We start from the raw sequence: 21,838 nt of genomic DNA, 5'->3' as shown, positions 1-21,838 counted from the left end.
ACACCATGTGTGGCATTGTTGGCGCAGTCGCTGAACGTAACATCACCCCCATCCTGATCGAAGGCCTCAAACGCCTGGAATACCGCGGCTATGACAGCGCCGGTGTGGCGGTCTTCACCAACGCCGGCAAGCTGGAGCGCCTGCGTCGTCCGGGCAAGGTCAGCGAGTTGGACCAGGCCCTGGCCGGCGAACCGCTGGTCGGTCGCCTGGGCATCGCCCACACCCGTTGGGCCACCCACGGTGCGCCGTGCGAACGTAACGCCCACCCGCACTTCTCTGGCGACGTGGCCGTGGTACACAACGGCATCATCGAAAACCACGAAGCGCTGCGTGAACAGTTGAAGAGCCTGGGTTACGTGTTCACCTCGGACACCGACACCGAAGTCATCGCCCACCTGCTCAACCACAAGCTCAAGGACCACAACGACCTGACCGCCGCCCTCAAGGCCACGGTCAAGGAACTGCACGGCGCCTACGGCCTGGCCGTGATCTGCGCGAGCCAACCCGACCGCGTGGTTGCCGCACGCAGTGGCAGCCCGCTGGTGATCGGCCTGGGCCTGGGGGAAAACTTCCTCGCCTCCGACCAACTGGCCCTGCGCCAGGTCACCGACCGCTTCATGTACCTGGAAGAAGGCGATATTGCCGACATCCGCCGTGACAGCGTGGCGATCTGGGACGTAAACGGCAATTCCGTCGAGCGCGAAGCCGTGCAATACCGCGACGGCGCCGAAGCGGCCGACAAGGGCGCGTTCCGCCACTTCATGCTCAAGGAAATCCACGAGCAACCGGCCGTGGTGCAACGCACCCTGGAAGGTCGCCTTGGCGACAAGCAAGTGCTGGTCAACGCCTTCGGCCCGCAAGCCGCCGAGCTGTTCGCCAAGGTGCGCAATGTCCAGATCGTGGCCTGCGGCACCAGCTACCACGCCGGGATGGTTGCGCGTTACTGGCTGGAAGAACTGGCCGGCATCCCGTGCCAGGTCGAAGTCGCCAGCGAATTCCGCTACCGCAAGGTGGTGGTGCAGCCCGACAGCCTGTTCGTGACCATCTCGCAGTCCGGCGAAACCGCCGACACCCTGGCTGCCCTGCGTAACGCCAAAGAGCTGGGCTTCCTCGCCAGCCTGGCGATCTGCAACGTCAGCATCAGCTCCCTGGTCCGTGAGTCCGACCTGACCCTGCTGACCCAGGCCGGTCGCGAAATCGGCGTGGCCTCCACCAAAGCCTTCACCACCCAACTGGTCGGCTTGCTGCTGCTGACCCTGTCCCTGGGCCAAGTGCGCGGCACCCTGGCCCCCGGCGTCGAAGCCACCCTGGTGGAAGAACTGCGCCGCCTGCCGACCCGCCTCGGCGAAGCGCTGGCGATGGACAGCACCGTAGAAAAAGTCGCCGAGCTGTTCGCCGACAAGAACCACACCCTATTCCTCGGCCGTGGCGCGCAATACCCGGTGGCGATGGAAGGCTCCCTGAAGCTCAAGGAAATTTCGTACATCCACGCCGAAGCCTACCCGGCCGGCGAACTGAAACACGGCCCATTGGCCCTGGTGGATGACGACATGCCGGTGGTCACCGTCGCGCCGAACAACGAACTGCTGGAGAAGCTCAAGTCCAACCTGCAGGAAGTGCGCGCCCGCGGCGGCCAACTGATCGTCTTCGCCGACGAGAAAGCCGGCATGGTCAATGGCGAAGGCACCCACGTCATCAACATGCCGCACATCCACGACACCCTGTCGCCGATCCTCTACACCATCCCGCTGCAATTGCTGTCGTACTACGTCGCCGTGCTCAAGGGCACCGACGTTGACCAGCCGCGCAACCTGGCGAAGTCGGTGACGGTGGAGTAATACGGCTGGCGCCGGAAGGCCCGTCTGGTTTCAGACAATCACTGCCAAAAGCCCCTGATCTCAGGGGCTTTTCTTTTTTATGTGTCTCCACCACATACCCTATTTTGGATTGTGATCCTGCTGAAGGTTTAGTCTGGTACCAGTGATTAGACTTATTCACAGGGCAGATAATTTCCTAGGACTTTTTTGTACACATTCCATTTTGAGGATATGTGGAGGCTGCAGAAGGCATGGGAGGTTGGCTTGCGTGGAAGATGCAGTCCGATATTGATCGGCATATCGAAAAAGGCTTTGGGCAAGGAAGTCAGGAGCTGTATGTGCCATGGCTGCGCGTGCAGGACGTTCCATCTCAGGGCCGCTCACGTAAGGTCCACGGAGTAAAAGTTGATAGGCTTCATCATCTGCTGTCAGATCTTGAATACGGGTATTTGCTCGTAGCCGAGTTTTCCCCAGAGGTGCTGGATATACGTGAGCAATTTCCTCTCCTGCCGGTACCAACCCTCCAGTCAATTGCCCATGCTTTGAGTATTCGTTATCCCGTTTATTGCAAGGTGTCTAGAGAATCCGGGGCAATTCACAACAAAAAATCAGCTAGCTCATTATCGGTTCTATATAATAACGCTTCGCATTTAGCGGTTTAACCAGAAGCGCGTACCGCCTTGAAGACGGCGCGCCTCATCGCTCAGAAGGATCTCTATGCAAAGCTTTATGCACCCCTCGACGCGCCTGTACGGTGCACTGGTTGTGATCATCGGCCTGCTGTTCATGACGCAGGCCCGCGCCGATTACACCGACCTTTCTCTGATTCACGAAAAAAACATCCGGTCGTACGCAGTGAATGCCGACGGCAGTTTCGTACTGGATGTCGAGCTGGTTTCGTTGATCAAAGAAGAGCGCGCGATCAAAACCAACGCCCAGCACTCAGTAAGCTACAACCGCACGCTGGAAACCTTGGATATCGTTGACGCCTACACCTTGAAACCGGATGGACGCAAAGTCGTCGTAGCCGCAGACCGGATCAAGGAGCAGCAGGAGCAGGCCTCCACTGAAGCGCCAATGTTCCAAGACTCACGGGTCAAGGTGGTGATATTCCCCGAGCTGCAGGTGGGTGATCGCATAGTTATGCACTATCAGCGTTATCGCAACACGCCGTTGTTCCCTGGGCAGTTCGAAGACCTGTTTTCACCGGACTTCTATCGCAACGAGCAGGTGAGTTTCACCTACGACATGCCCGCCGAGATGAAGTTGTACGCCGACTTCCGGGGGTTCAAAGCATCCGTCCCCACCACCGCTAACGGGCGGACCGTCTACCGTTGGGACTTGCAAGCTAGTGAAAAAAAACGCGTGGAAGAAGGCTCCGTGGCTTACACCGATTACGGACAATTGCTAGCCGTTTCCACCTTCACCGACTACAAACAATTTGCTCAAGCCTACGCCGCTAGGGCAAAGGTAGACGTGACTCCAGCCATCACGCAACTGGCAAGTGAGCTCACTGCCAACCTCGATACCCCGCGCGCCAAAGCCCTGGCGTTGAGCGATTGGGTGCGCAAGAATATCCGTTACGTGGCCGTTTACGTTGGAGCGGGCGGCGTAGTGCCGCATGCCGCACAGGCGGTGCTGGATAATCGCTACGGCGACTGCAAAGACCATGTCGTCTTGCTAGAAGCCTTGCTCAAGGCTGCCGCCATCGAAAGCTCGCCCGCGCTGATCAACCTCGGTAATGCCTACGTACTGCCGAAGGTGCCGACTCTGGGCCTGCTCAACCACGTGATTACCTACGTGCCCAGCCTCGACCTATATCTGGACTCGACTGCCACGCCTATCGCGGCGGGTTATTTGCCCATTCAGGAATTGGGCAAGCCGGTGCTGCAGACCCAGAGCGGTGAACGCGGCCATACCCCATACCATCAGCAAAGCAACGTGAACACAACGCTGTCTTTCAAGATCGACGGCAAAGGCGCTGCCGATTTTACCCATGCATCCACTGCGCAAGGTTGGGGGGCGGAATTCAGTCGCTTCATATTCAAGGCCATGCAGCCAGCCGACCGCGATCAGTTGGTGCAACAGATTTTGAGTATGTACGGGCAATCCGGCAGTGGTGTAATCGAAAACGATTCAATGGAAGGCAACGCCAATACTTTCACGTCGACGATGAGCGGCCATACCAAAAATCTGGTGAGCCTGCCCGGCCCTACCGGAGTTCGTACCCTCTCCAGCCTGGCCGGCGGCATCGCCCAGAACGTGTTTTCGTTCATTGCCGAAAACGAGCGCACGCAAACCTCTACCTGTATGTCGGGTGAAATCTCTGAGGAGGCGCGACTGGCGTTTCCCGGCAACGTGAAAATTCTGGCACTCCCCAAGGCGGTCACGATGAAACAAAACGGCTTCGACTACCGCTCAACCTATGTGAAGAAAGCCAATACGGTCCTGATCACGCGACACTATGCATTCTCCAAGCCGAACGTGTTGTGCACGCCCGAGGAGTTCGCGGCGATGAAGCCGACGATTGAAGGCATGGTCAATGACCTGAAAAGCCAGATCATTGTGCAGACGATGTAACCCCGATGCTCGCGTGATCGGCAGGTGTGCCATCACGCGAAGGGCATGACGAACCGGGTTCTAACGGTCCGTCATGTTCTGTAGTGAAACATTGAGGTTGAGGTCTTCCAGTAATGTGTAGCCGAGACACAGATCAATCAGGGTGTTGATGCTGACCCCGGATTGACCCAATTGCCGACGCAAGACTGTCCCATCTCTAAAACTGCAACAATCGAGCACAGACAATGATTCACGAGGAGTCAGACTGGGTCAGTGAAATCTCGGCAACTGGGTCAACTCGGCATCAGCGCCAACAGCCTCAGCAGCATTTGCGGGGCAGAGCCTCGTCAGCACTGAAGTCTTTGAGACCGCACCGTTGTTCGGTGGCGTTAGCGAAGCGACGTAGCATTTGGATTGCACCCTCACGGGCTTCTTTCGATAAGTCAGATGCGAGATTGCGAGCCTCTGCGACTAAATCCGATCGAATACTTTCATAAAGCGTCACGCCTTCGGGCGTCACGGTGATCGCCAGCGCGCGGCCGTCAGTGGCATCTGGTACGCGGCAAACCAGCCCCTGTTTTGCAAGCGAATCGACTAACCGGCTCGCGTTGCTCTTGTCGAGAAAAAGCTCACTGGCCAACGATTGAACGCGAACCGGCCCAGCCTTTATCACATGCTCAAGCGCATAGCATTGAGTGACGGACAGGCCTTCGCAGCAGCTGCGATCTCTGTCACGAAACTGGTAGACCCTAACCAAGTGACTCAGGGCTTCGTAAAGCTGTTCGGCATCCTGGTCGATCTGATCAATGTTTGGCATAGCACTCGGCTCGCAATTCCGGGAAAACGCTAATACCACCTTAGCAGGCGCAGCGACACATTTTTCTGGGCATAAGCGCCTGCGAAATTGTTCAATTATATTAGTTGCGGGTCGCAACGTATTTTGCGATTGTGAAGTGCAGGCACAACTTGCAGACCTTTCAGAGGCGGTTCCGGTAACGCGGGGAGGTACATGGATGTTAGTAGAAGCGCTTAGGACGAAAACACGCTCTCGGTTACGGAACCTGGGGAGCCGTGTCTCCATTCCTCTCCCTGTCGCGATGTTGCTGGGTGCGATTCTGATCCCTCTTCTTGCCGGCACCAACAGCAGTGACGTGTTCCAATCGCTGAGCAAAGGATTCGCAAACAACCTTGGCTATTTCGCCATCGTCATCCTGAGCGCGTTTTTCATTGCCGGCTGGATCTCGACGCAAGGAAGTGCGTCCTTCGGAAAATTCGGCATCTCTCTGTCACCCTTGCTGGGTGCTGGCATGGTTTGTCCCGATACAGCCTATGCGTCTCTTGCTCCCATTGCCGGGCAACACCGCAAGTTCATTGCAATCGGATGCTACTCGGGATTCAAGCTGTTAATGCCCGCGGGCCCGCTGATCATTGGGATTGGGTTAGGGGCCAACACGCATGACCCAAAGTTTCTGTATCTAGGGTTGCTGCTGACAGTCGTCACCTGGGTTGTCGGGACGGTCTGGACGTACTGGACGACCCGCACAGATTGTTCATCACCCAACGATTCGACTGATCCCACCGTGCCTCACGACTCGGTTATCAAGGTGATCCTGCCTCTGGCTGTATTTTTCCTGCTCCTGATCACCGGCTACGCCATTCCAAAGAACCAGCACTCCATCATCGAGTTCTTCACTACTCCCGCCGGTGCGCTGGTCGCCACATCGTTGTTGATTGCGCTTAGCTGCAAACCTGGTGAGGTTCAAGATCTGCTGTCCAAAGCGATGCGTAGAACCAGCCCGTTATTGTTCACCATCGGTTGTGCGTCTGCTTTGGGCCAAGCCCTCGGTTTGGTGCTTCCCAAGGAACTGATTCAGCACGCATTCAGCGCGTCGGGCAGCACCACGCATATTTTGGTGGGGGTGTTCCTGCTGGCTGCGGTATTCAAAACACTGAATGGCTCTTCCCTTGCGACCTTTGCCGCCATCCCTCCTGTTCTCTCTCCAATCCTTGCGTCTGGCGCGGTGGACTTGATGAGCGTCACATTCGCCGTCTGTCTGGGATCGTTCGTCGCCATTCTCCCTAACGACAGCTATTACTGGCTGGTCAAATCGGACGCCTTTCCCGAATACAGCACCGGCAGGTATATGCGTTTGATGACCGCCGGTTCAGTTCTACAAGCATTGATCGGTCTGGCGGTTCTTCTGCTGATATCGCCTTAACTTCGAACGCCTACAAAACCAACGGCGATCTCGAGCCACCGAATCGTCGTGCCTGAACTCAAAGAGAAAGAGAATGGAGTACTTGGTCGCCATGAATTACAACGTGAGGGTCGCTACACCCGCTGATGCCTCTGCCATTCAGGCTATCTATGCGCCGATGGTTTTGAACACAGCCATCTCGTTTGAGCGGACGCCACCAACTGTCGATGAAATGGCAGAGCGGATCGCCGCAACACTGCCGATGTATCCCTATCTGGTAGCCGAGATGAATGGCGATGTCGTTGGATACGCTTATGCAAGCCAGCATCGCGCTAGAGAAGCCTATCGCTGGTCGGTAGATGTCACCGTCTATGTCGACCCTGCCGTACACCGAAAAGGGGTTGGTCGTGCGCTTTATCAGCGGCTTCTACCGCTCCTCGAGAAACAGGGGTTTCATACGGCCTACGCGGGCATTGCCTTACCCAACGCGGGGAGCATTGGTATCCATGAAGCGCTCGGTTTTACCCATATCGGCACGTACCCTGAGGTTGGGTACAAGCACGGTCAATGGCATAGCGTTGGTTATTGGCGCAAACCACTTTGCGCAGTGACACCGCCAATAGAAATCATCCCGTTCAGTGACGTAAAGGGAGAGTAGAGCAGCAAGAGGGCTGCCAGATGCTACTGCGTCAGCTTCGACATTGGTGTCTGCAGCCTCCAGGAGCTGATCGAGAATGCTGAAGCCTTCATGGTTGTGGATCAGGTGATTCACCAGATCATTCGCATCTGACAAGCTGAAGACGGGCGTATTGGTTCCCAGCAAACAACCACGTAGATTGCGAGCGTTTTAATTCTCTAGATCCACCGCCGGGTCTCCAGGCTCGACCCGGAACGGAAGCCCCCTACAAAAGGACGCGACATTCATGGACACTCCCTTCTGCCCAATCCACGCACGTTTGAACAATCGTCGCTTTACGGTCGCGAACAATGCCCACGGGCTATCCGGTGCCGGCACGGTGTTTCATTACCTTGTCGAAGGGGAGGCCATCTCCGGCTCTTACCAAGGCGGTCGAATCCGCGTGGGCACGCAGGTCGGGCGTGTGACAGGCGCCGATACCATCGAGTTGCTGTATCAATGCCTGACGCTTGAGGGCGAGCTGCTGGCCGGCTGGTCGCGTGGCACGGTGGGTGTGGATCAGGCCGGGCGTACCACCTTGAGCTTCGTTTGGGGATGGTTGTCGGGCGCGACGGGCGGTGGGGAGTCGAGTTACGTGGAGATCAGCGCCTAGCGGTCAGGCGCGTTCGCCCGCTCACGGCACAAACTCCACCCGCAGCGCCCGGCTCGCACTGCGGCCCTGATCGTCACTGACCCGCAATCGGTACTCCCCCGACTTGCCCGGTCGCCAATTCAGCGTGGATTGCGGCGGGCCTTGGCCGATCAGGGTCTGGTCGGCAAACCAGTACAACGTCGTCGCGTCGCTGGCCGCGTTGGCATTCAGCGCAATGCTTTCCTGCGGTTGGGACAGGCGCAATTGATAGCTCACCTGGGTCAGCGGCGAACGGATCTGCGGGGCTTCGCTCTGGTCGCCGATGCGGTTGGGCTGGCAGTTTTTCATCACCGTGGGCGGCGTGCGTCGCGCCAGGCCGGCGGCGCGGTACAGGCGTTGTACGTCGCTGGGCCAGAACTCGAAGACTTCTTCGCGGGTGTACTGCGGGTCGAACGGCGGGCAGGCGGCTTTGCCGGTGCGGGTGTCAATCAGCACCGGGCGGTGCAGGTTGGACACGCGAATCGGCGAGATGCCGGGGATGTACCAGGTTTTGCGGGTTTGCGGGCACCAGCGGTTGGGCAATTCGCCGGAGGCCGCGCAGACGTCGATACGGATCAGCCCGGGCGGCGGCTTGTCGGGTTTGATCTGCACGTTGGGCAAGGCCAGGGGCAGGGCGTCGGCGATGCGGAAGAACAGCGGCGCGGCGGTTTTGGCGCCGATGAACGCCGGGTTCGGTCGCCCATCGAAGTTACCGACCCACACCACCAGCACGTAGGGGCCGACCAGCCCGGCACTCCATGCGTCGTGGAAGCCCCAGGAGGTGCCGGTTTTCCAGGCGGTGCGCCAGTGCCGGCCGGGCAGGCCATCCGGGCGCGGGTTGCGGCGCAGCATGTCGCGCACCATGAAGGCGGCTTGAGGCGTCAGCAGCGCGGGGCCGCTGGCCTGGGGCTGTTCCTGTAAATAGCGCAACGGCCGCAGGTGCCCGTCGCCGGCCAGCATCAGGTACAGCCGCGCCAGCTCTTCGGGCGTCATCTCGCCGCCGCCGAGGGCCAGGGCCAGGCCGTAATGGCTTTCACCGCGCAGGCCCTTGATGCCGGCGCGTTGCAACAAGCCGTATAACGAAGGCGATTTCACCTGGCTGGCGAGCCACACGGCGGGGATATTGCGGCTACGGATCAACGCATCGCGCGCCGTCAGTGGCCCGACAAAACTGCCGTCGAAATTCTCCGGTTGGAAGTAGCCGAAGTTACTGGGTAAATCCTTGAGGATGCTCATGGGGTGGATCACCCCCTGGTCCAGCGCTAATCCATAGAGGAACGGTTTGAGCGTCGACCCCGGCGAACGCCGCGCCAGCACGCCATTGACCTGGCCATGGATGCCTGTGGATAAGTAATCCGCCGAGCCCACCAGTGCCTTGACGCTCTGGTCGCGGCTGTCGATCAGGATCGCCGTGGCGTTTTCCACCCCCGTGCCGCGCCGCTCGGCGATAAAGCCGCTGATCAAGCGTTCGAGCAATTGTTGCAAGGGCAGGTTGAGGGTGCTGTTCAGCTCGTTGCGGGGCTGGGACGCGAGCAACTGTTCGCTCAAGTGCGGCGCCAGAAACGCGATCTGCTGGCGGTTGCGCGCTTCCAGGGGCACGTCCAGCAGGCTGTCGTTGCGCGGGTCCTGTGGATAAGTTGCGCGCCAGTCGTTCATCAAGCGCTGTCGCGCGTTTTGCAACGAGGGCCCGAAGCGCGCGCGTCGCCCCGGCTGCTGGGGGATCACCGCCAGTGCCAGCGCTTCGGACAATGACAACTGCGCCGCCGCCTTGCCGAAGTAAATGCGACTCGCCGCCTCGGCGCCTTCGATATTGCCGCCCATGGGCGCCAGGTTCAGGTAGGCCTCAAGGATGTCGTGCTTGCTGTAACGCGCTTCCAGCCACAAGGCCAAGGCCATCTGTTGCAGCTTGCCCGGCACCTGGCGGGTGTTCAGATCCCACAAGCGCCGCGCCAGTTGCATGCTCAACGTCGAGCCGCCCTGGCGCTGGCCGCCGCTGTAAGTGGCCATGGCCGCACGCAGCAACGCCGGGGGATTGATCCCCGGGTGCCAGTAGAAATTACGGTCTTCCTTGAGCAGCAAGGCCTCGATCAATGACGGAGAAAACCTCTCCAGCGGTAGCCATAAGCGGTATTGCCCGTCATCCGCCAAGGTCATGCGCAACAGCGAGCCGTCATCGGCCAGCACCACCCTTGAGGATGTCACCGCCTGTTCCAGCGGAGCATGTGGCCACAGCCGCAGCCCCGCCAGCAGTACCGCCGCTGCCAGCAGCGGCGTCAGGCGTTTAAGGCTTGGTAATTTCAAGCTGGCCTACTTTGCCGCGCCCTTGCAGGGTGGTTTCGTACATGCCTTCGGCGTAGGCCGGTGGCGTATTGAAGGTACCGGCGTTGGTGGCGCGCACGCGGTACACGAAAGTGCCTACGTCACGCAGTGCGGTGCCGTACAACACCACCCGATCATCGCGCACGTCCACGTAGTCTGGCTGCCAGTTGCTCAGCTCGGTTTCGCCGATCGGCGCTTGCCAGGCGTCAGGCGTTTCGCTGTCTTCTACGTATTCCGCTTCCTCGCCTTCACTGTCATCGGTGCTGGCGGCTTCCGGCTCCGGCGGCAAGTTATACACAGGCTCGACGCCACCGGGCAGCAGGTCGACCACCGCCACTTGCTGCACTTGATCGCGGTCGGTCGCCCTCAGGCGCAGGCGCACCAGGAACTCATCGCCCACCGCGACCTTGCTCACCGGCTCACCGTTGAGGTCGAGGTACTCGTGGATAATCTCCAGGCCGTTGGTGATCGGCTTGAGCTTGGCACCTTTATCAAAGCCGGCTTCGCTGAGCATGTAGAACGCTGCCGGGCCGTCGGATTTTTCCATCAGCAATTTTTGCGTGGCGCTCGGCACTGCGGCGCGCGGCGGTTGGCCGGCCATCTCCAGCAATTGTTGCTGTTTGTCGCCCAACCACGCGCTGGCCTTGAGGGTCATGTCGCTTTGTGCGCGCTGGCCGTAGTTATCCAGGGCGCGCAGTAACAGCGCCGCCGACAGCGAGTTGTAACGTTGCTCGTTAAGGCGCTTGCCGAGTTTATCCAGCAGCGCCGCCGGCACCTCGTCCAGCAGCTCGGGGAAATGCCGTGCCAGCAAGTGCAGGTGTTCGGCGTCATGCACCAACGGGTCGTAATACAGACCGTCGCTGTTCCACTTATCCACAAGCGAACGCCATGGAATCTTACGGAACAGCGTATCCGCCTGGCGATCCTGCTTGAGCAGCTTGTAGCTGGCGGCCAGGTAGGCGGCGCCCAGGTCGTTCTGCCAGGTGTCCTTGAAGTAGCGCTCGTAGCGCTCACGGATATCGCTCAAGGCGCCGCTCACCAGAATCCCCTGACGGCTCAGCAGGTAACTGGCGTAGGCACGGTTGCGCAATTCCGACAGGCCTTCGCTGGGGCCGTTGGCCAGGTCTGTCAGATAGGTATTGGCCCGTACCAGCAGGTCTTCCGGCACCGGCAGCCCGCGTTCCTTGGCTTCGATCAGGAAGTCGGTGGCGTACAGGCTGGCATATGGCGCTACATCCGGGTTGGCCGCCCACAAACCGAAACCGCCGGCCTGGTTCTGGCGCTGGCGCAACATCCGCACCGCGCTGGCGAAGGCCTGTTCGGCCTCGGGCGCGTTGCCACCCCAGATCAACGCCGGCATGGCTTTGGACACCAACTGTTCGGTGCAGGCGTAGCCGTAGTCATCCAGGTAATGCTTGAGACCGTTGGCCCACACCAGTGGCGACGCCGCCACACCCAGTTGCACGTCGCGCAGTTGGCTGAACAGTTCGCGGGTGGGCTTGAGCTCTTTGCTGGCGCTGTCGAAACGGCCCAGGCTCAGGGCCACGCGGTGTTCGCTCAGAGGGCGGATCGAGGTGGTTTCTGCCACCTGAATGCGCTTGCCATTCGGCAACACGGCGATAAAGCGCAGATCTGCCGAGCCGAGGGTGTCGCCGACTTTGATCTTGAACTCGGCGGTGCCTTCCTTGCGCGGTTGCAGCGACAAGGTGCTGCCTTTGTCGCCCTGCACGTTGAGGCCGTTGCTGGTCTGCACTTCAAACTTCACATCCGCCGCTGCGTCGAGGTTGCTGAACACCCCGGCGCTCACGTTGAACACATCCCCCGGCGCGACGAAAGCCGGTACGTTTGGCGTGATCACGAGCGGCCCGCGCACCTCGGTAGTGGCCTCGCTGACGCCCACGCTGTCGGCATCCACCGCCACCGCGAACAGGTGCAGCTTGCCGTTGAAACTGTCCGGCACCTGGTAATGCAGCACGCTTTCACCGGCTGGCAAGTCCACCAGCCCGGACCACCAGGCCACAGGCGGCTGGTGTTTACGCTTGAACGGGTTGAGGTGATTGGCCAACGCGCCTTCGGTATCGCCACCGGGCGCGGCCCCACTGAGCAGGCGGCTGAATTCCGGCAGGATCAGGTCAAGAATCTGACTGGTACCGACTTCCAGCGCACGTTTCTGGAAGAAGAAGCCCAGCGGGTCCGGCGTCTGGTAGCGCGCCACCTGCAGGATGCCTTCGTCCACCGCATACACCACCGCACGGCCCGGGCGGTCGGCGTTGACCTTGATATCCAGAGTCTGCCCCGGTTCGATCTGCGCCGGGCCGTCAACCTTCAATGGCATGCGCCGCGCATCCAGGTTGATGCTGAACGGCACCACGCCGTAGGACAGCGGGCTCATGTAGACCTCGGACGAACCGATGTCGCGCACAAACTGCACGTTGACGTAGGCATTGCCCTCAAGCCCTGCGGGCACGCGGATATGCTGCACACTGTTGGTGCTGTCGGCCTTGAACCACTGCTGGGTGTAGACCTTGTCACGCTCGATGGTGATCAGGCCCGCCCCGGTGTACGGCGCGCGGACACTGATGGCAATCTCATCCCCCGTTGCGTAACTGCGTTTATCCAGGCGCAGTTGCAGCTCGGCGTTGCGCTCCAGGGAGCGCGAGGTGTTGCCGCGCCCGGCCACGCTGTAGTCGATCTGGTTCAGCAGCTTGCCGTTGGCGTCCTTGAGTTGCAGGGTGAAATCGCCAGGGGTGGCGGTGTTCAGGGTTTGCTTGGCGCCGTCCTTGGTCATCACCAGCGGCGAGGCGGGCTGGCTGATGTTCTTGATCCGCGATTCGTATTTGTAGGTGCCGTTGGACTGCTTCACCAGCACCGAGACGTAGCGGTGCTCGACCACTTCGCTGGTCAGCCCGTCCACCGCCAGCGGCGTGAGATCCGGCGCGACGGCCAACCATTGCACCTGGCGCGGGGCGTCCTTGGCGACATACGACAGCGAGTCCTGACTTTTCACACCCACCAGGTAGGGCGCAGACGACACCAGCAACGCACTTTGCGCCGCCACATTGCGCCCGCCTTCGGCCTCGAACACCTGAGTCATTACCTGCAGGCGGTAAGTGCTGTTCGCGAAGCGTTGCAGGTTGAGGTCGAGCACGGCCTGGCCGCTGTCATCGACGGTGGTCTCGGCCAGGTCTTCGGTGCTGGCCTCTTCCAGCGCATCGTTGAGGCGGAAGCGGTAATCGGGGTAACGCTCGAACGCCGCGAGCGTCGGGCTCAGGGACATCTTCGCGGTCACGCGACGGCCGGCCGCCGGGGCGCCGAACAGGTGCATTGCGCTGACTTTGGCCACCACCTGCTCCGGTGGAATCCAGCCCGGCACTGGCGTGTCGTGCAGGCTCAGGCTGACTTTCATACGGTCCGGCTCGAAGTCGCGGACCTTGAAGCTGACACTGCCCAGGTCGGTGCGGGTCTGTTTCGCGCCGATCAGTTGCAAGGTCGCGGTGTAATCCCCGGCCGGGGCCACTTCGCTGCTGGGGAAATCAAAGGTTTCAAAACCGCTGGCGGACAGCTTCAGCGGCTGGCGAATCACTTCCAGGCCGCGAGGGTCGGTGATTTGCAGCTCCACCGGCAAGCCTTGCAGGGCGCCTTTCCAGTTGCCGCTGCGCACGATCATGCCCAGGTGCGCGGTTTCGCCGGGCCGGTACAGGCCACGGTCGGTGAACAGGTAGGCGCTGAGGCGGTCGATCGCACCGTCTTCTTGCAAACCACCTACGTCGAAGCGCGACAGATCCAACTGCTGGGACTGACGGGCAATCGGCAGGAAGGATTGGTCATTACCGCGACTGACCACATACATCAGCGGCGTTTTCTCACGGCGCAGTTCATCGAGTTTGGCGAAATGCGCGTGGCCTTCGGCGTCAGTGTGGCCGCTGGCGACCGGCAGACCGTTACGGCCGATGATGTCGACTTGCGCGTCGGCCACCGGCGAACCGTTGCCGATGGACTGCACATACACGTCATGGCTGCCGTCGCTGGAGCGCTTGGCGATGATCCCGAGGTCTGTCACCACGATAAAGCGCAGGTCGCTGGTGCTGCTGCGGGAGTAGTCGAATGTGCGTTCGGCCGGGTCATCCTGTGGGCTGAGCTTGAGTACGAAAATACCGCGTCGGCCGCCGTTGGCGGTCAGGTAATGGCTGAGGTCGACGTTGTCGTAGACGGTTTTCGCCGGGTCGTTGGACGACAGCGGAATATCCAGCGACTGACGCTCGACCATGCGATCGAAGTACTCATTACCGAAGTTCGGCCGTGCAAAGCTGCCGCTGCTCTGGTCCACCAAATGCTGCAACTGGTTGGGCAGCAGGCGAGCGATTTCCACATGGGCACCGGGCACGCCACGGGCCATGAAACCCAGGCGTTTTTCGCCGGTGAGGCTGAGCAAGGCGCCGTCGGAGAGGAACTGCAACGTGCGCGGGTAGGCCGGCATGCTGATCAGCGACGCTGTGGGGTTTTTCGCCAGGTAGCCGCCGATGGCTTCCAGGTTGGCGGGCACGCGCACATACAGCGCACGACCGGCCGGGGCCTTGAACTTGAATGCGTGCAGGGTGTTGAGCGGTTCGACGCTGGGCACGTGGGTCAGGTTGACCTTGGTGCTGCGGGCCAGCAGGGCATCATCGATGTCGTTGCTGTTATAGGGGCGCGTGTCGTCCTCGGCTTTTTCCGGTAGCAACCAGGCCTGGACCTTACCGGCGATGGTGTCATCGGCTACGGCGCTGGAACTGCTGAACATCAACACCGGCTCGGGTTCGCCGCGTTCGTTGTCGACAAAGCTCACTTCGGCAGCGGTAAACGTCAGGCGATAGCGACCGGGCACGGTGACTTCGGCCACCAATGGCGCGTTGCTGGCGTTGCCGCCGTCCCGGGCCTTGATGCCTTCGTCGAGCTTGGCGCTGACGGGCGTGCTTTCCAGCGGGGTGGCCAGGGCGGCGGAGCGTACATAGGCGTTGAGCTTGGTCTCGTCGAAGCTGATTTCCGGGCGATTGGGTAACTGGGCGTCGCGGTAGGCGAGGCCTTTGCCGAGAATGATCGAAACCCGCTTGCGTAGGCTTTCCTCGTCGACCGGGTGGGAAAAACGGAAAGTCGCCACCAGTTGTTTCAGCGTCGGGTTGGACGGGTCCTGATACAACTCGTTCTGCGAAAGGCTGGCGCGGAACGGTTGAGTGGAGAACTGGCCGCTGTACTGGCTGAGCAACACGCCGTCGGCGAGCAGGTTTTTCTTCGCCAGATCGAAGGTGTAATGGGTGTCGATGGGCCAGTCTTTTTCCGGCGTGAACAGCAATGTGCGGTCATCAGACCAGCGCCAGGCCCCGGCTACAGCGGGTTTAAGGGTAATGCCGGCGGTGACCGGCTTGCCGATCGCCGCCAGGGGCGCGACGGACTCGGCAAAACGCACCTGCAAGTTATCCACAACCGCGGGTTGCTGGGTGTAGTCGGTCAGGTTGGGTTTGTGCAGCGAATAACCCACGGTGTGCGGCTGCGGCAGGTTGGAGTACCACTGCCAGCCGTAGAACCCGGCGGCGGCCAGCAGCACCAGGCCCAACACTCCGCCCCCGGCCCGGCGCGGGTAAGCGCGGGCCTTGCTGCCCAGGTTCAGCACGCCCCGGCCGATGGCGCGTAGCCAGAACGGCGGCTGCCATTGGCCGAACAGGGCACCCACCACAGTTATTAACGCACCGAACAAACGGCGAAAGATCGTTTTTAACGTGTCGAACATGGTGAGCATCCCTGGCTAAGTGCGGCGTATCTTACACGCGTCTTTGCGACAAAAGATGAGGGCGATACGTCACATCAATGCCGAGCGTGCGGGAGCATGCCCGCCCTCATATGTTGATCTTCGTCGGGCTTGAGGGCGGTGTCGGTCAGGTCCACCAGTAGCGCACAAGGTGGAAGAAAATCGGCGCCGCAAAGCACACCGAATCCAGCCGATCGAGCATTCCGCCGTGCCCCTCGATCATATGCCCCCAGTCCTTCACGCCACGGTCGCGTTTGATCGCCGACATCACAATGCCGCCGGCAAACCCCAGCAAGTTGATCAGCAGCGCAATCAGAAACGACTGCCACGGGTTGAACGGCGTGGTCCACCACAGCGCCGCGCCGATCAGCGAGGAGAGCAGGATGCCGCCGACAAAGCCTTCGACGGTTTTCGACGGCGACAAGTTGGGCGCAATCTTGTGTTTGCCGAACAGCTTGCCGCACACGTACTGCAACACGTCCGACAGTTGCACCACGATCACCAGGTAGGCGATCAGCAGCAGGTTGCGGCCTTCATAGCCGGGGATGTCGAGGGTGAGCAGGGCGGGCACGAAGGACACGCAGAACACTGCGATCATCAAGCCCCATTGCACCTTCGAGGCGCGCTCCAGGAAGTGTGTGCTGTCGCCGCCGAGGGAGGCGAGGATCGGCAGCAGCAGGAACACGTACACCGGGATGAAGATCGAGAACAGCCCGTACCAGTCGGCGTAGATCAGCAGGTATTGCAGCGGCAGCGCCAGGTAGAACGCGGCCACCAGCGCCGGGTAGTCGCTGCGCCGGGTCGGGGTGAGGGTGAGGAATTCACGCAGGGCATAGAACGACACGGCATAGAACAGCACGATCACCGCGCCGGTGCCGAGCCAGAAGGCGATGCCGATCATCACCACCATCACCCACCAGGCGTTGATGCGGGCGTTGAGATTGTCGATCACCGCATTCGGCGTGCCACGGGTGCGCAGCTTGAGGATCAGGCCGATCAGCGAGGCGAGTACCAGGATCGCGCCGATTCCGCCGAACAGCATCAGGGTTTGGCTATCCATCTCAGGAATGCTCCGGGGCGAGGGCGAGCAGGGCGTCGCGGGTGCGGGCTAGGAAGGCGGCTTTGTCTTCGCCTTCTTCCAATTGCAGTGGCGCGCCGAAGCTGGTGGTACACAGCAGAGGCAGCGGCAGGACGCGGCCCTTGGGCATGACGCGGTTGAGGTTGGCAATCCACACGGGGATCAATTCGGCCTGTGGGTAACTTTTTGCCAGGTGATACAGGCCGCTTTTAAACGGCAGCAAGCCGTCTTCCAGATTGCGCGTGCCTTCGGGAAAGATGATCAGCGAGTCGCCGCCTTCCAGTGCGGCGAGCATGGGCTGCAAGGGGTTATCCACAGGGTCTTTGCGCTCGCGGTCGATCAACACGCCGTTGAACACGCGGTGGATGATGTAGCGGCGCAGCGCACTGTTGTTCCAGTAGTCGCTGCCGGCCACCGGGCGCGTGAATTTGCGCAGGTTCTGCGGCAGCGATGCCCACAGCAACACGAAGTCGCCGTGGCTGCTGTGGTTGGCGAAGTAGATGCGTTGCACCGGCACCGGCGCGCAGCCCAGCCACAGGCTGCGGGCGCCGGTGACGGTGCGGGCCATCGAGGTAATCAGGGTGGCGACCACGGGTTCGAACATGGGAATTCCTTATCCGGCGAAAGGTAGCCAAGGGCTGGCGAGAATCACGCCCAGGGTCAACAGCACTTGCGCGCCCAGCAGCCAGGCTTGCTTGCGCAGCAGTTTGAGGGCGCCGCGACGGCGTTCGGTCCAGGGTCGGCCGGCGCGTTTGGGCGACTGCAGGCCGAGGGTTTGCAGGGCCTGGTCGAGGTCCGGGGTGCGTTCGGTGTTACGGGCGAGCAGGGCGAACAGGTCGGCATCGAAGGCCACGCGCAGCGCCCAGTACTTTTGCAGCAGGCCGAGGATAATCATCCACAGGCTGAGCAGCAGGCAGATCGGCGCGATGCTGGCCATCAGCAGTTGCGCCAGGCCGAACAATACGCCCAGCAGCGTCAGGCCTGTGGATAACTGATCCAGTGAGCGGCCGCGGCGCAGCAGGCTGGCGACGACCTGGAGTTCCATATCAGCAGGCATGGGGCAAGGCCTCCAAAGCATGGCGATGAGCGGGATGCAGGACCACCTGGGTCCGCGCTGTACGAATAATAGTCAGTGCCTGATCCACCGTGGCGGCGCGCCCGCTGTGCAGCAGCCAGGCCGCCACAGCGGTGGCGCTGCGCGAATAGCCAAGGGCGCAGCACACCAGCACCGGGCCGCTGGCGCGCAGGCGTTCGATGGCTTGCGCGGCTTGCAGGCATTCGGCGGGGGTCGGCGCGATCAGGTCGAGGACGGGGACGCATTGATAGGCACGGCCCTGTGGATTAATCGGCAATTCCGCGCACAGATCGACGATGGCCTTGAATGAACCTTGCTCGCGCACGGTAGGAAGCCGACCGAGCGAGACGTTATCCACAATCAGGTCGGGCTGTGGATGCGTGCGCGTCCACAGCCGTGAATTGAGCCACGCCGCCGCCAGATACGGCGCATACAGCCAGCGCGCCGCAGGGGTCAGTCGACCGTCGGCACGCTTCTGGAAACCTGGCGCGCCGAGGACGACGTAATTCGCCATGATCAGCCCCAGGGACAGCGCCGGCCACAGCAGCCATAGCCACCACCCGCCGTAAGTCAGCGCGAGGATGAACAGCCCCAGCGCGCCCAGGCCGTAGCGCAACCCCAGGCGCCAGTGCGTGGAATCACGGGTCAGCCGCGGATTCAGCAGCGGGCTCGGATGTTCCAGCGGCCACAGCCACACGCACAGCCAACCCGCCAGGGCACCTGTGGGTAAGTCGATAAAGTGGTGTTGATAAGTGGTCAGCACTGAAACCCCGATCAACCCGAACCAGCCATGCACCAGCCAGCGCCAGGCGCCCTGGGTGTGGCGTTGGTACATGATCCACAGGATCACCAGCAGCGCGATATGCAGCGACGGCGCCTGGTTGAACGGTTTATCGAAACCGGCCAGCACGGCAAACAGCCAGCCGAACACGCCATCCAGCTCCGGCCGTTCGAAGGTGAAGCGCAGCGGCCAGATCAGGAAGCAACTCACGGCGATGAGCTGCGCACTCAGCAGGCGCAGCGCATGTTGCTTCAGTTCATGGCGGCTGTTGGGCAGCAGCAAGGAGAAACCGTAGAGCAGGTCGATGGTCCAGTAGGGCACGATGGTCCAGGCCCAGAACGGCATGTGGGTTTCCCAATCGAACACCAGTGTGCCGACGTCGCTGCGCTGACTGGTGACCCATGTGGCAAAGCCGTAGGTGCTGAAAAACAGCGGGGCCAACAGCAACAGCCACAGGAACGCGGGCTTTAACAGGCCGGGTTCGCGCATGTTCAGATCTTCTGTGCCAGGGATACGGTAAAGATGCCCCACTCATCCACCCGCTGGGTGATCTTGCGGAAACCGGCGGCTTGCACCAGTTGATCCATTTCCGCCTGACTGCGCCGGCGCATCACCCAGGCCTGGCCCTGGCGATGGCTGGTCAATGCGCGGGCGATCAGTTCCAACTGCGGGTGCCATGGCTGGCCGGTGTAGACCAGATAACCGCCGGGCTCCACGGCTTCAGCCAGGCCCGCCAGCGAACCGCCGACCATGGCGTTGTCGGCAAACAGTTCATATAACCCGGAGACCACCGCCAGCGTCGGCTTGGGCGCCAGCGCTGCCAGGTCCGCGCGGTCGAACGCATCGGCTTTGATGAACTGCGCAATCTCGCCCAGGCCTTTCTCGCGGATCAACGCACCACCGTCGCGCACGTTGATGTCGCTGTAGTCGCGCAGCAGGATCGATTCCGGCAGCGGCGAAACGCCCTGCAAAGCTTCGAGAATGTAACGACCGTGGCCGGCGGCGATATCGACGATACGCACTTCGCGATCATCGGTGCGCAGCGTGGCCATGGCCAGGCGCAGCAGCTCTTCGACGTTCAGCTTGCGCTGGCGAATGCCGCGCCAGCCGATGGAGTTGAGGTAATTGGTGTCGATCATCCGCCCCAGCGCGCCTTTGCCGGTGGGCGTGTTGCGGTACACGTAGTCCAGGGTGCTACCGGAGTCGAAACCGGTGTCGAAGCCCAGCTTGACGCCGTCCGACAGGTTCTTGCCCAGGCCCATGCTGGCGCGGGTCAGGCGCCAGTACAGGTCGCGCAGGGAATTGCGCGGCAGCGGCGCGGCGAGGGCTTCGGATTCGGCACAGGTGGCGCCCAGTTTGTCGGCATCGAGCAGCGAGGCGCGGTCCAGCGGGTGCGCGAAGTTCTGCAGGATAAAACGCCGGGCGCTGCTCACGGCCACCGCACGGTCGCGCTCGCCGAGGGTGTCGTGGAAGAAGCCGGGGAGGATATGCAGCTCTTTTTTCAGGCTGCCGAGGCGGTCGAAGAACTGTTGTTGGGGTTTGCGGTGGACCACGAAGTCGGAGCCGGAGATCAGCAGTTGGGTCGGCACCTGGATCGCCTGGGCATCGGCGACAACCCGGTCGGCCGCTTCATACAGCCCGAGCAGCACATTCACCGAAATCGCCTTGGTGATCAGCGGGTCGCTGTCGTAGGACGCGACGCGCTCCGGGTCGTGGCTGAGGAACTTGGCCTTGACGTAACTGTTGACGAAAAAGTTGCCGCGAAACCTGCGCATCAGCGCCAGGCCCGGCCGGGCGAAGGGCACGTACAGTTTGACTTTGAACGCCGGGGAGGCGAGCACCAGGGCGCGGATTTTCGGTGCGTAGTCGTGGACCCAGGTGGCTGCGATCACCGCGCCGACGCTTTGGGCGATGACTGCAAGATTTTCTGCCTCGACGCCGTAAGTGGCGCCGATATGCTCGCAGAACGTCTGCACGTCGCGGGCGCTGGTGGCGAAGCTGGGGCTGTCGCCGCGCTCGCCGGGGGATTGGCCGTGGCCACGGGCGTCCCAGGCGAAGAAGTCGAAATGGGGCAGGTTCAGTTCATCGACCAGATGGGCAATGCGCCCCGAATGCTCATGGCCGCGATGGAACAGCAGGATCGCCTTGCGCGGCTCGCCGCCTGCCGGGGCGGTGGCGGGCCAGTGCCGGTAGAAAAGCTCGACGCCATCATGGGTACTGAAGGTGTGTTCTCGCTGTTCGCGCATCGCAAAATCCTTATGCAGAAGGGGAAATGTGTTGTTCTTCTTTGAGGCCCTGGCGCACTCGGTTGACCACGGTGTAGGCGAGCAGGGCGGCGACCAGCCACATCACCGTGTCGACCCAGCCGGCACCGAGCCAGCCCAGCGCCACGCCGCTGGCCAGCACGCCGAGGACGAAGGCCCGATCACTCTTGCCCATCGGCCCGTCGTAGCGCCGCGACGCGCCGACCATCGGCCCGAGCACCCCGGCGTATTCGCTGAACACTGCCAGCAAGGTCACCAGCAGCACCGGCGCCAGGCTGACGCCGGGGATCAACGCAAAGGGCAGGATCAGCGCGCTGTCGGCGATCACGTCGCACAGTTCATTGAGGTAGGCGCCCAGGCGCGACTGCTGGCCGAATTCGCGGGCGAGCATGCCGTCGATGGCATTGAGGGCCATGCGCAGGATCATCCACAGCGGGATCAGCGCGAACAGCCAGAGGTGTTGGGCGAAGCCGGCGATCAGCAGGCCGACCAGCAGGGAGATGACCCCGGCCAGCACGGTGATCTGGTTGGCGGTGGTGCCGTTGTCGTAGAGGCGCTGCACGAGGGGGCGCAGCAGGTTTTGAAAACGCGGTTTGAGCTGATAGATCGAAATCATGGGAGTGACGTTTCCTTGTCCGTAAGCCCGCGAAAAACTGGC

At 61.4% G+C, this 21,838-nt stretch carries 15 protein-coding genes; 6 read left to right on the top strand and 9 right to left on the bottom strand.

Going from position 1 to position 21,838, the window contains the following annotated elements; all coding sequences use genetic code 11:
- The first annotated feature begins 5 nt into the window (after positions 1 to 5).
- The 3 genes from glmS to JN756_RS31965 all read left to right on the top strand — a co-directional run bounded on the left by glmS (position 6) and on the right by JN756_RS31965 (position 4,397).
- Positions 6 to 1,838: a glutamine--fructose-6-phosphate transaminase (isomerizing) gene (gene glmS, locus JN756_RS31975; RefSeq protein WP_057004918.1), complete on the top strand. Its 1,833-nt coding sequence runs from the start codon at positions 6 to 8 to the stop codon at positions 1,836 to 1,838.
- A gap of 212 nt (positions 1,839 to 2,050) precedes the next feature.
- Positions 2,051 to 2,479 carry a PDDEXK family nuclease gene (locus JN756_RS31970; RefSeq protein ID WP_231589855.1) on the top strand — a complete coding sequence of 143 codons (429 nt, stop codon included), beginning with the start codon at positions 2,051 to 2,053 and terminating at the stop codon, positions 2,477 to 2,479.
- A 55-nt stretch (positions 2,480 to 2,534) separates the two neighbouring features.
- Positions 2,535 to 4,397, top strand: a complete 1,863-nt coding sequence (locus JN756_RS31965; protein WP_046381584.1) for a DUF3857 domain-containing transglutaminase family protein — start codon at positions 2,535 to 2,537, stop codon at positions 4,395 to 4,397.
- A 298-nt stretch (positions 4,398 to 4,695) separates the two neighbouring features.
- Here the strand turns inward: JN756_RS31965 and JN756_RS31960 are convergent, their stop codons facing one another.
- Positions 4,696 to 5,193 (bottom strand): MarR family winged helix-turn-helix transcriptional regulator, encoded by a 498-nt coding sequence (locus JN756_RS31960; protein WP_046381585.1) that lies wholly within the window; start codon positions 5,191 to 5,193, stop codon positions 4,696 to 4,698.
- Positions 5,194 to 5,389: 196 nt separating this feature from the next.
- On the opposite strand from JN756_RS31960, the gene arsQ reads away from it, so the two are divergent.
- The 3 genes from arsQ to JN756_RS31945 all read left to right on the top strand — a co-directional run bounded on the left by arsQ (position 5,390) and on the right by JN756_RS31945 (position 7,863).
- Positions 5,390 to 6,595 (top strand): arsinothricin export permease ArsQ, encoded by a 1,206-nt coding sequence (arsQ, locus tag JN756_RS31955; protein WP_201021671.1) that lies wholly within the window; start codon positions 5,390 to 5,392, stop codon positions 6,593 to 6,595.
- 91 nt (positions 6,596 to 6,686) lie between these two features.
- A complete protein-coding gene (locus tag JN756_RS31950; protein ID WP_201022334.1) occupies positions 6,687 to 7,232 on the top strand; it encodes an arsinothricin resistance N-acetyltransferase ArsN1 family B in 546 nt (181 codons plus the stop codon).
- 265 nt (positions 7,233 to 7,497) lie between these two features.
- A complete protein-coding gene (locus JN756_RS31945) occupies positions 7,498 to 7,863 on the top strand; it encodes an avidin-fold protein (RefSeq protein WP_046381587.1) in 366 nt (121 codons plus the stop codon).
- A gap of 21 nt (positions 7,864 to 7,884) precedes the next feature.
- Here the strand turns inward: JN756_RS31945 and pbpC are convergent, their stop codons facing one another.
- From pbpC to JN756_RS31905, 8 genes are all read right to left on the bottom strand, one after another.
- On the bottom strand, positions 7,885 to 10,182 hold the full coding sequence (gene pbpC, locus JN756_RS31940; protein ID WP_201021670.1) for a penicillin-binding protein 1C: 2,298 nt from the start codon (positions 10,180 to 10,182) through the stop codon (positions 7,885 to 7,887).
- Positions 10,163 to 15,964 carry an MG2 domain-containing protein gene (locus JN756_RS31935; RefSeq protein ID WP_201021669.1) on the bottom strand — a complete coding sequence of 1,934 codons (5,802 nt, stop codon included), beginning with the start codon at positions 15,962 to 15,964 and terminating at the stop codon, positions 10,163 to 10,165. Before JN756_RS31935 ends, pbpC begins: the two co-directional genes overlap by 20 nt.
- Before the next feature lie 145 nt (positions 15,965 to 16,109).
- A complete protein-coding gene (locus JN756_RS31930) occupies positions 16,110 to 17,042 on the bottom strand; it encodes a phosphatidate cytidylyltransferase (protein ID WP_017850067.1) in 933 nt (310 codons plus the stop codon).
- Position 17,043: 1 nt separating this feature from the next.
- Positions 17,044 to 17,664 (bottom strand): lysophospholipid acyltransferase family protein, encoded by a 621-nt coding sequence (locus tag JN756_RS31925; RefSeq protein ID WP_017850066.1) that lies wholly within the window; start codon positions 17,662 to 17,664, stop codon positions 17,044 to 17,046.
- A gap of 9 nt (positions 17,665 to 17,673) precedes the next feature.
- Positions 17,674 to 18,117 carry a hypothetical protein gene (locus JN756_RS31920; protein WP_017850065.1) on the bottom strand — a complete coding sequence of 148 codons (444 nt, stop codon included), beginning with the start codon at positions 18,115 to 18,117 and terminating at the stop codon, positions 17,674 to 17,676.
- Entirely contained in the window at positions 18,107 to 19,405 is a 1,299-nt protein-coding gene (locus JN756_RS31915) for a phosphatase PAP2/dual specificity phosphatase family protein (RefSeq protein ID WP_201021668.1), read from the bottom strand. The genes JN756_RS31920 and JN756_RS31915 overlap by 11 nt, the downstream gene beginning before the upstream one ends.
- 2 nt (positions 19,406 to 19,407) lie before the next feature.
- The gene (locus JN756_RS31910; RefSeq protein WP_046381591.1) at positions 19,408 to 21,162 is read right to left on the bottom strand and encodes a bifunctional alpha/beta hydrolase/class I SAM-dependent methyltransferase; all 1,755 of its coding nucleotides are present in this window, start codon (positions 21,160 to 21,162) and stop codon (positions 19,408 to 19,410) included.
- Positions 21,163 to 21,172: 10 nt separating this feature from the next.
- The gene (locus tag JN756_RS31905; protein WP_046381592.1) at positions 21,173 to 21,796 is read right to left on the bottom strand and encodes a CDP-alcohol phosphatidyltransferase family protein; all 624 of its coding nucleotides are present in this window, start codon (positions 21,794 to 21,796) and stop codon (positions 21,173 to 21,175) included.
- Positions 21,797 to 21,838 lie beyond the last annotated feature (42 nt).

It is taken from the genome of Pseudomonas sp. Y39-6 (assembly GCF_023651955.1).
Lineage (GTDB): Bacteria > Pseudomonadota > Gammaproteobacteria > Pseudomonadales > Pseudomonadaceae > Aquipseudomonas > Aquipseudomonas veronii.
The sequence above is the reverse complement of the archived record's forward strand: the minus strand, read 5'-3'. Positions and strand labels throughout refer to the sequence as shown.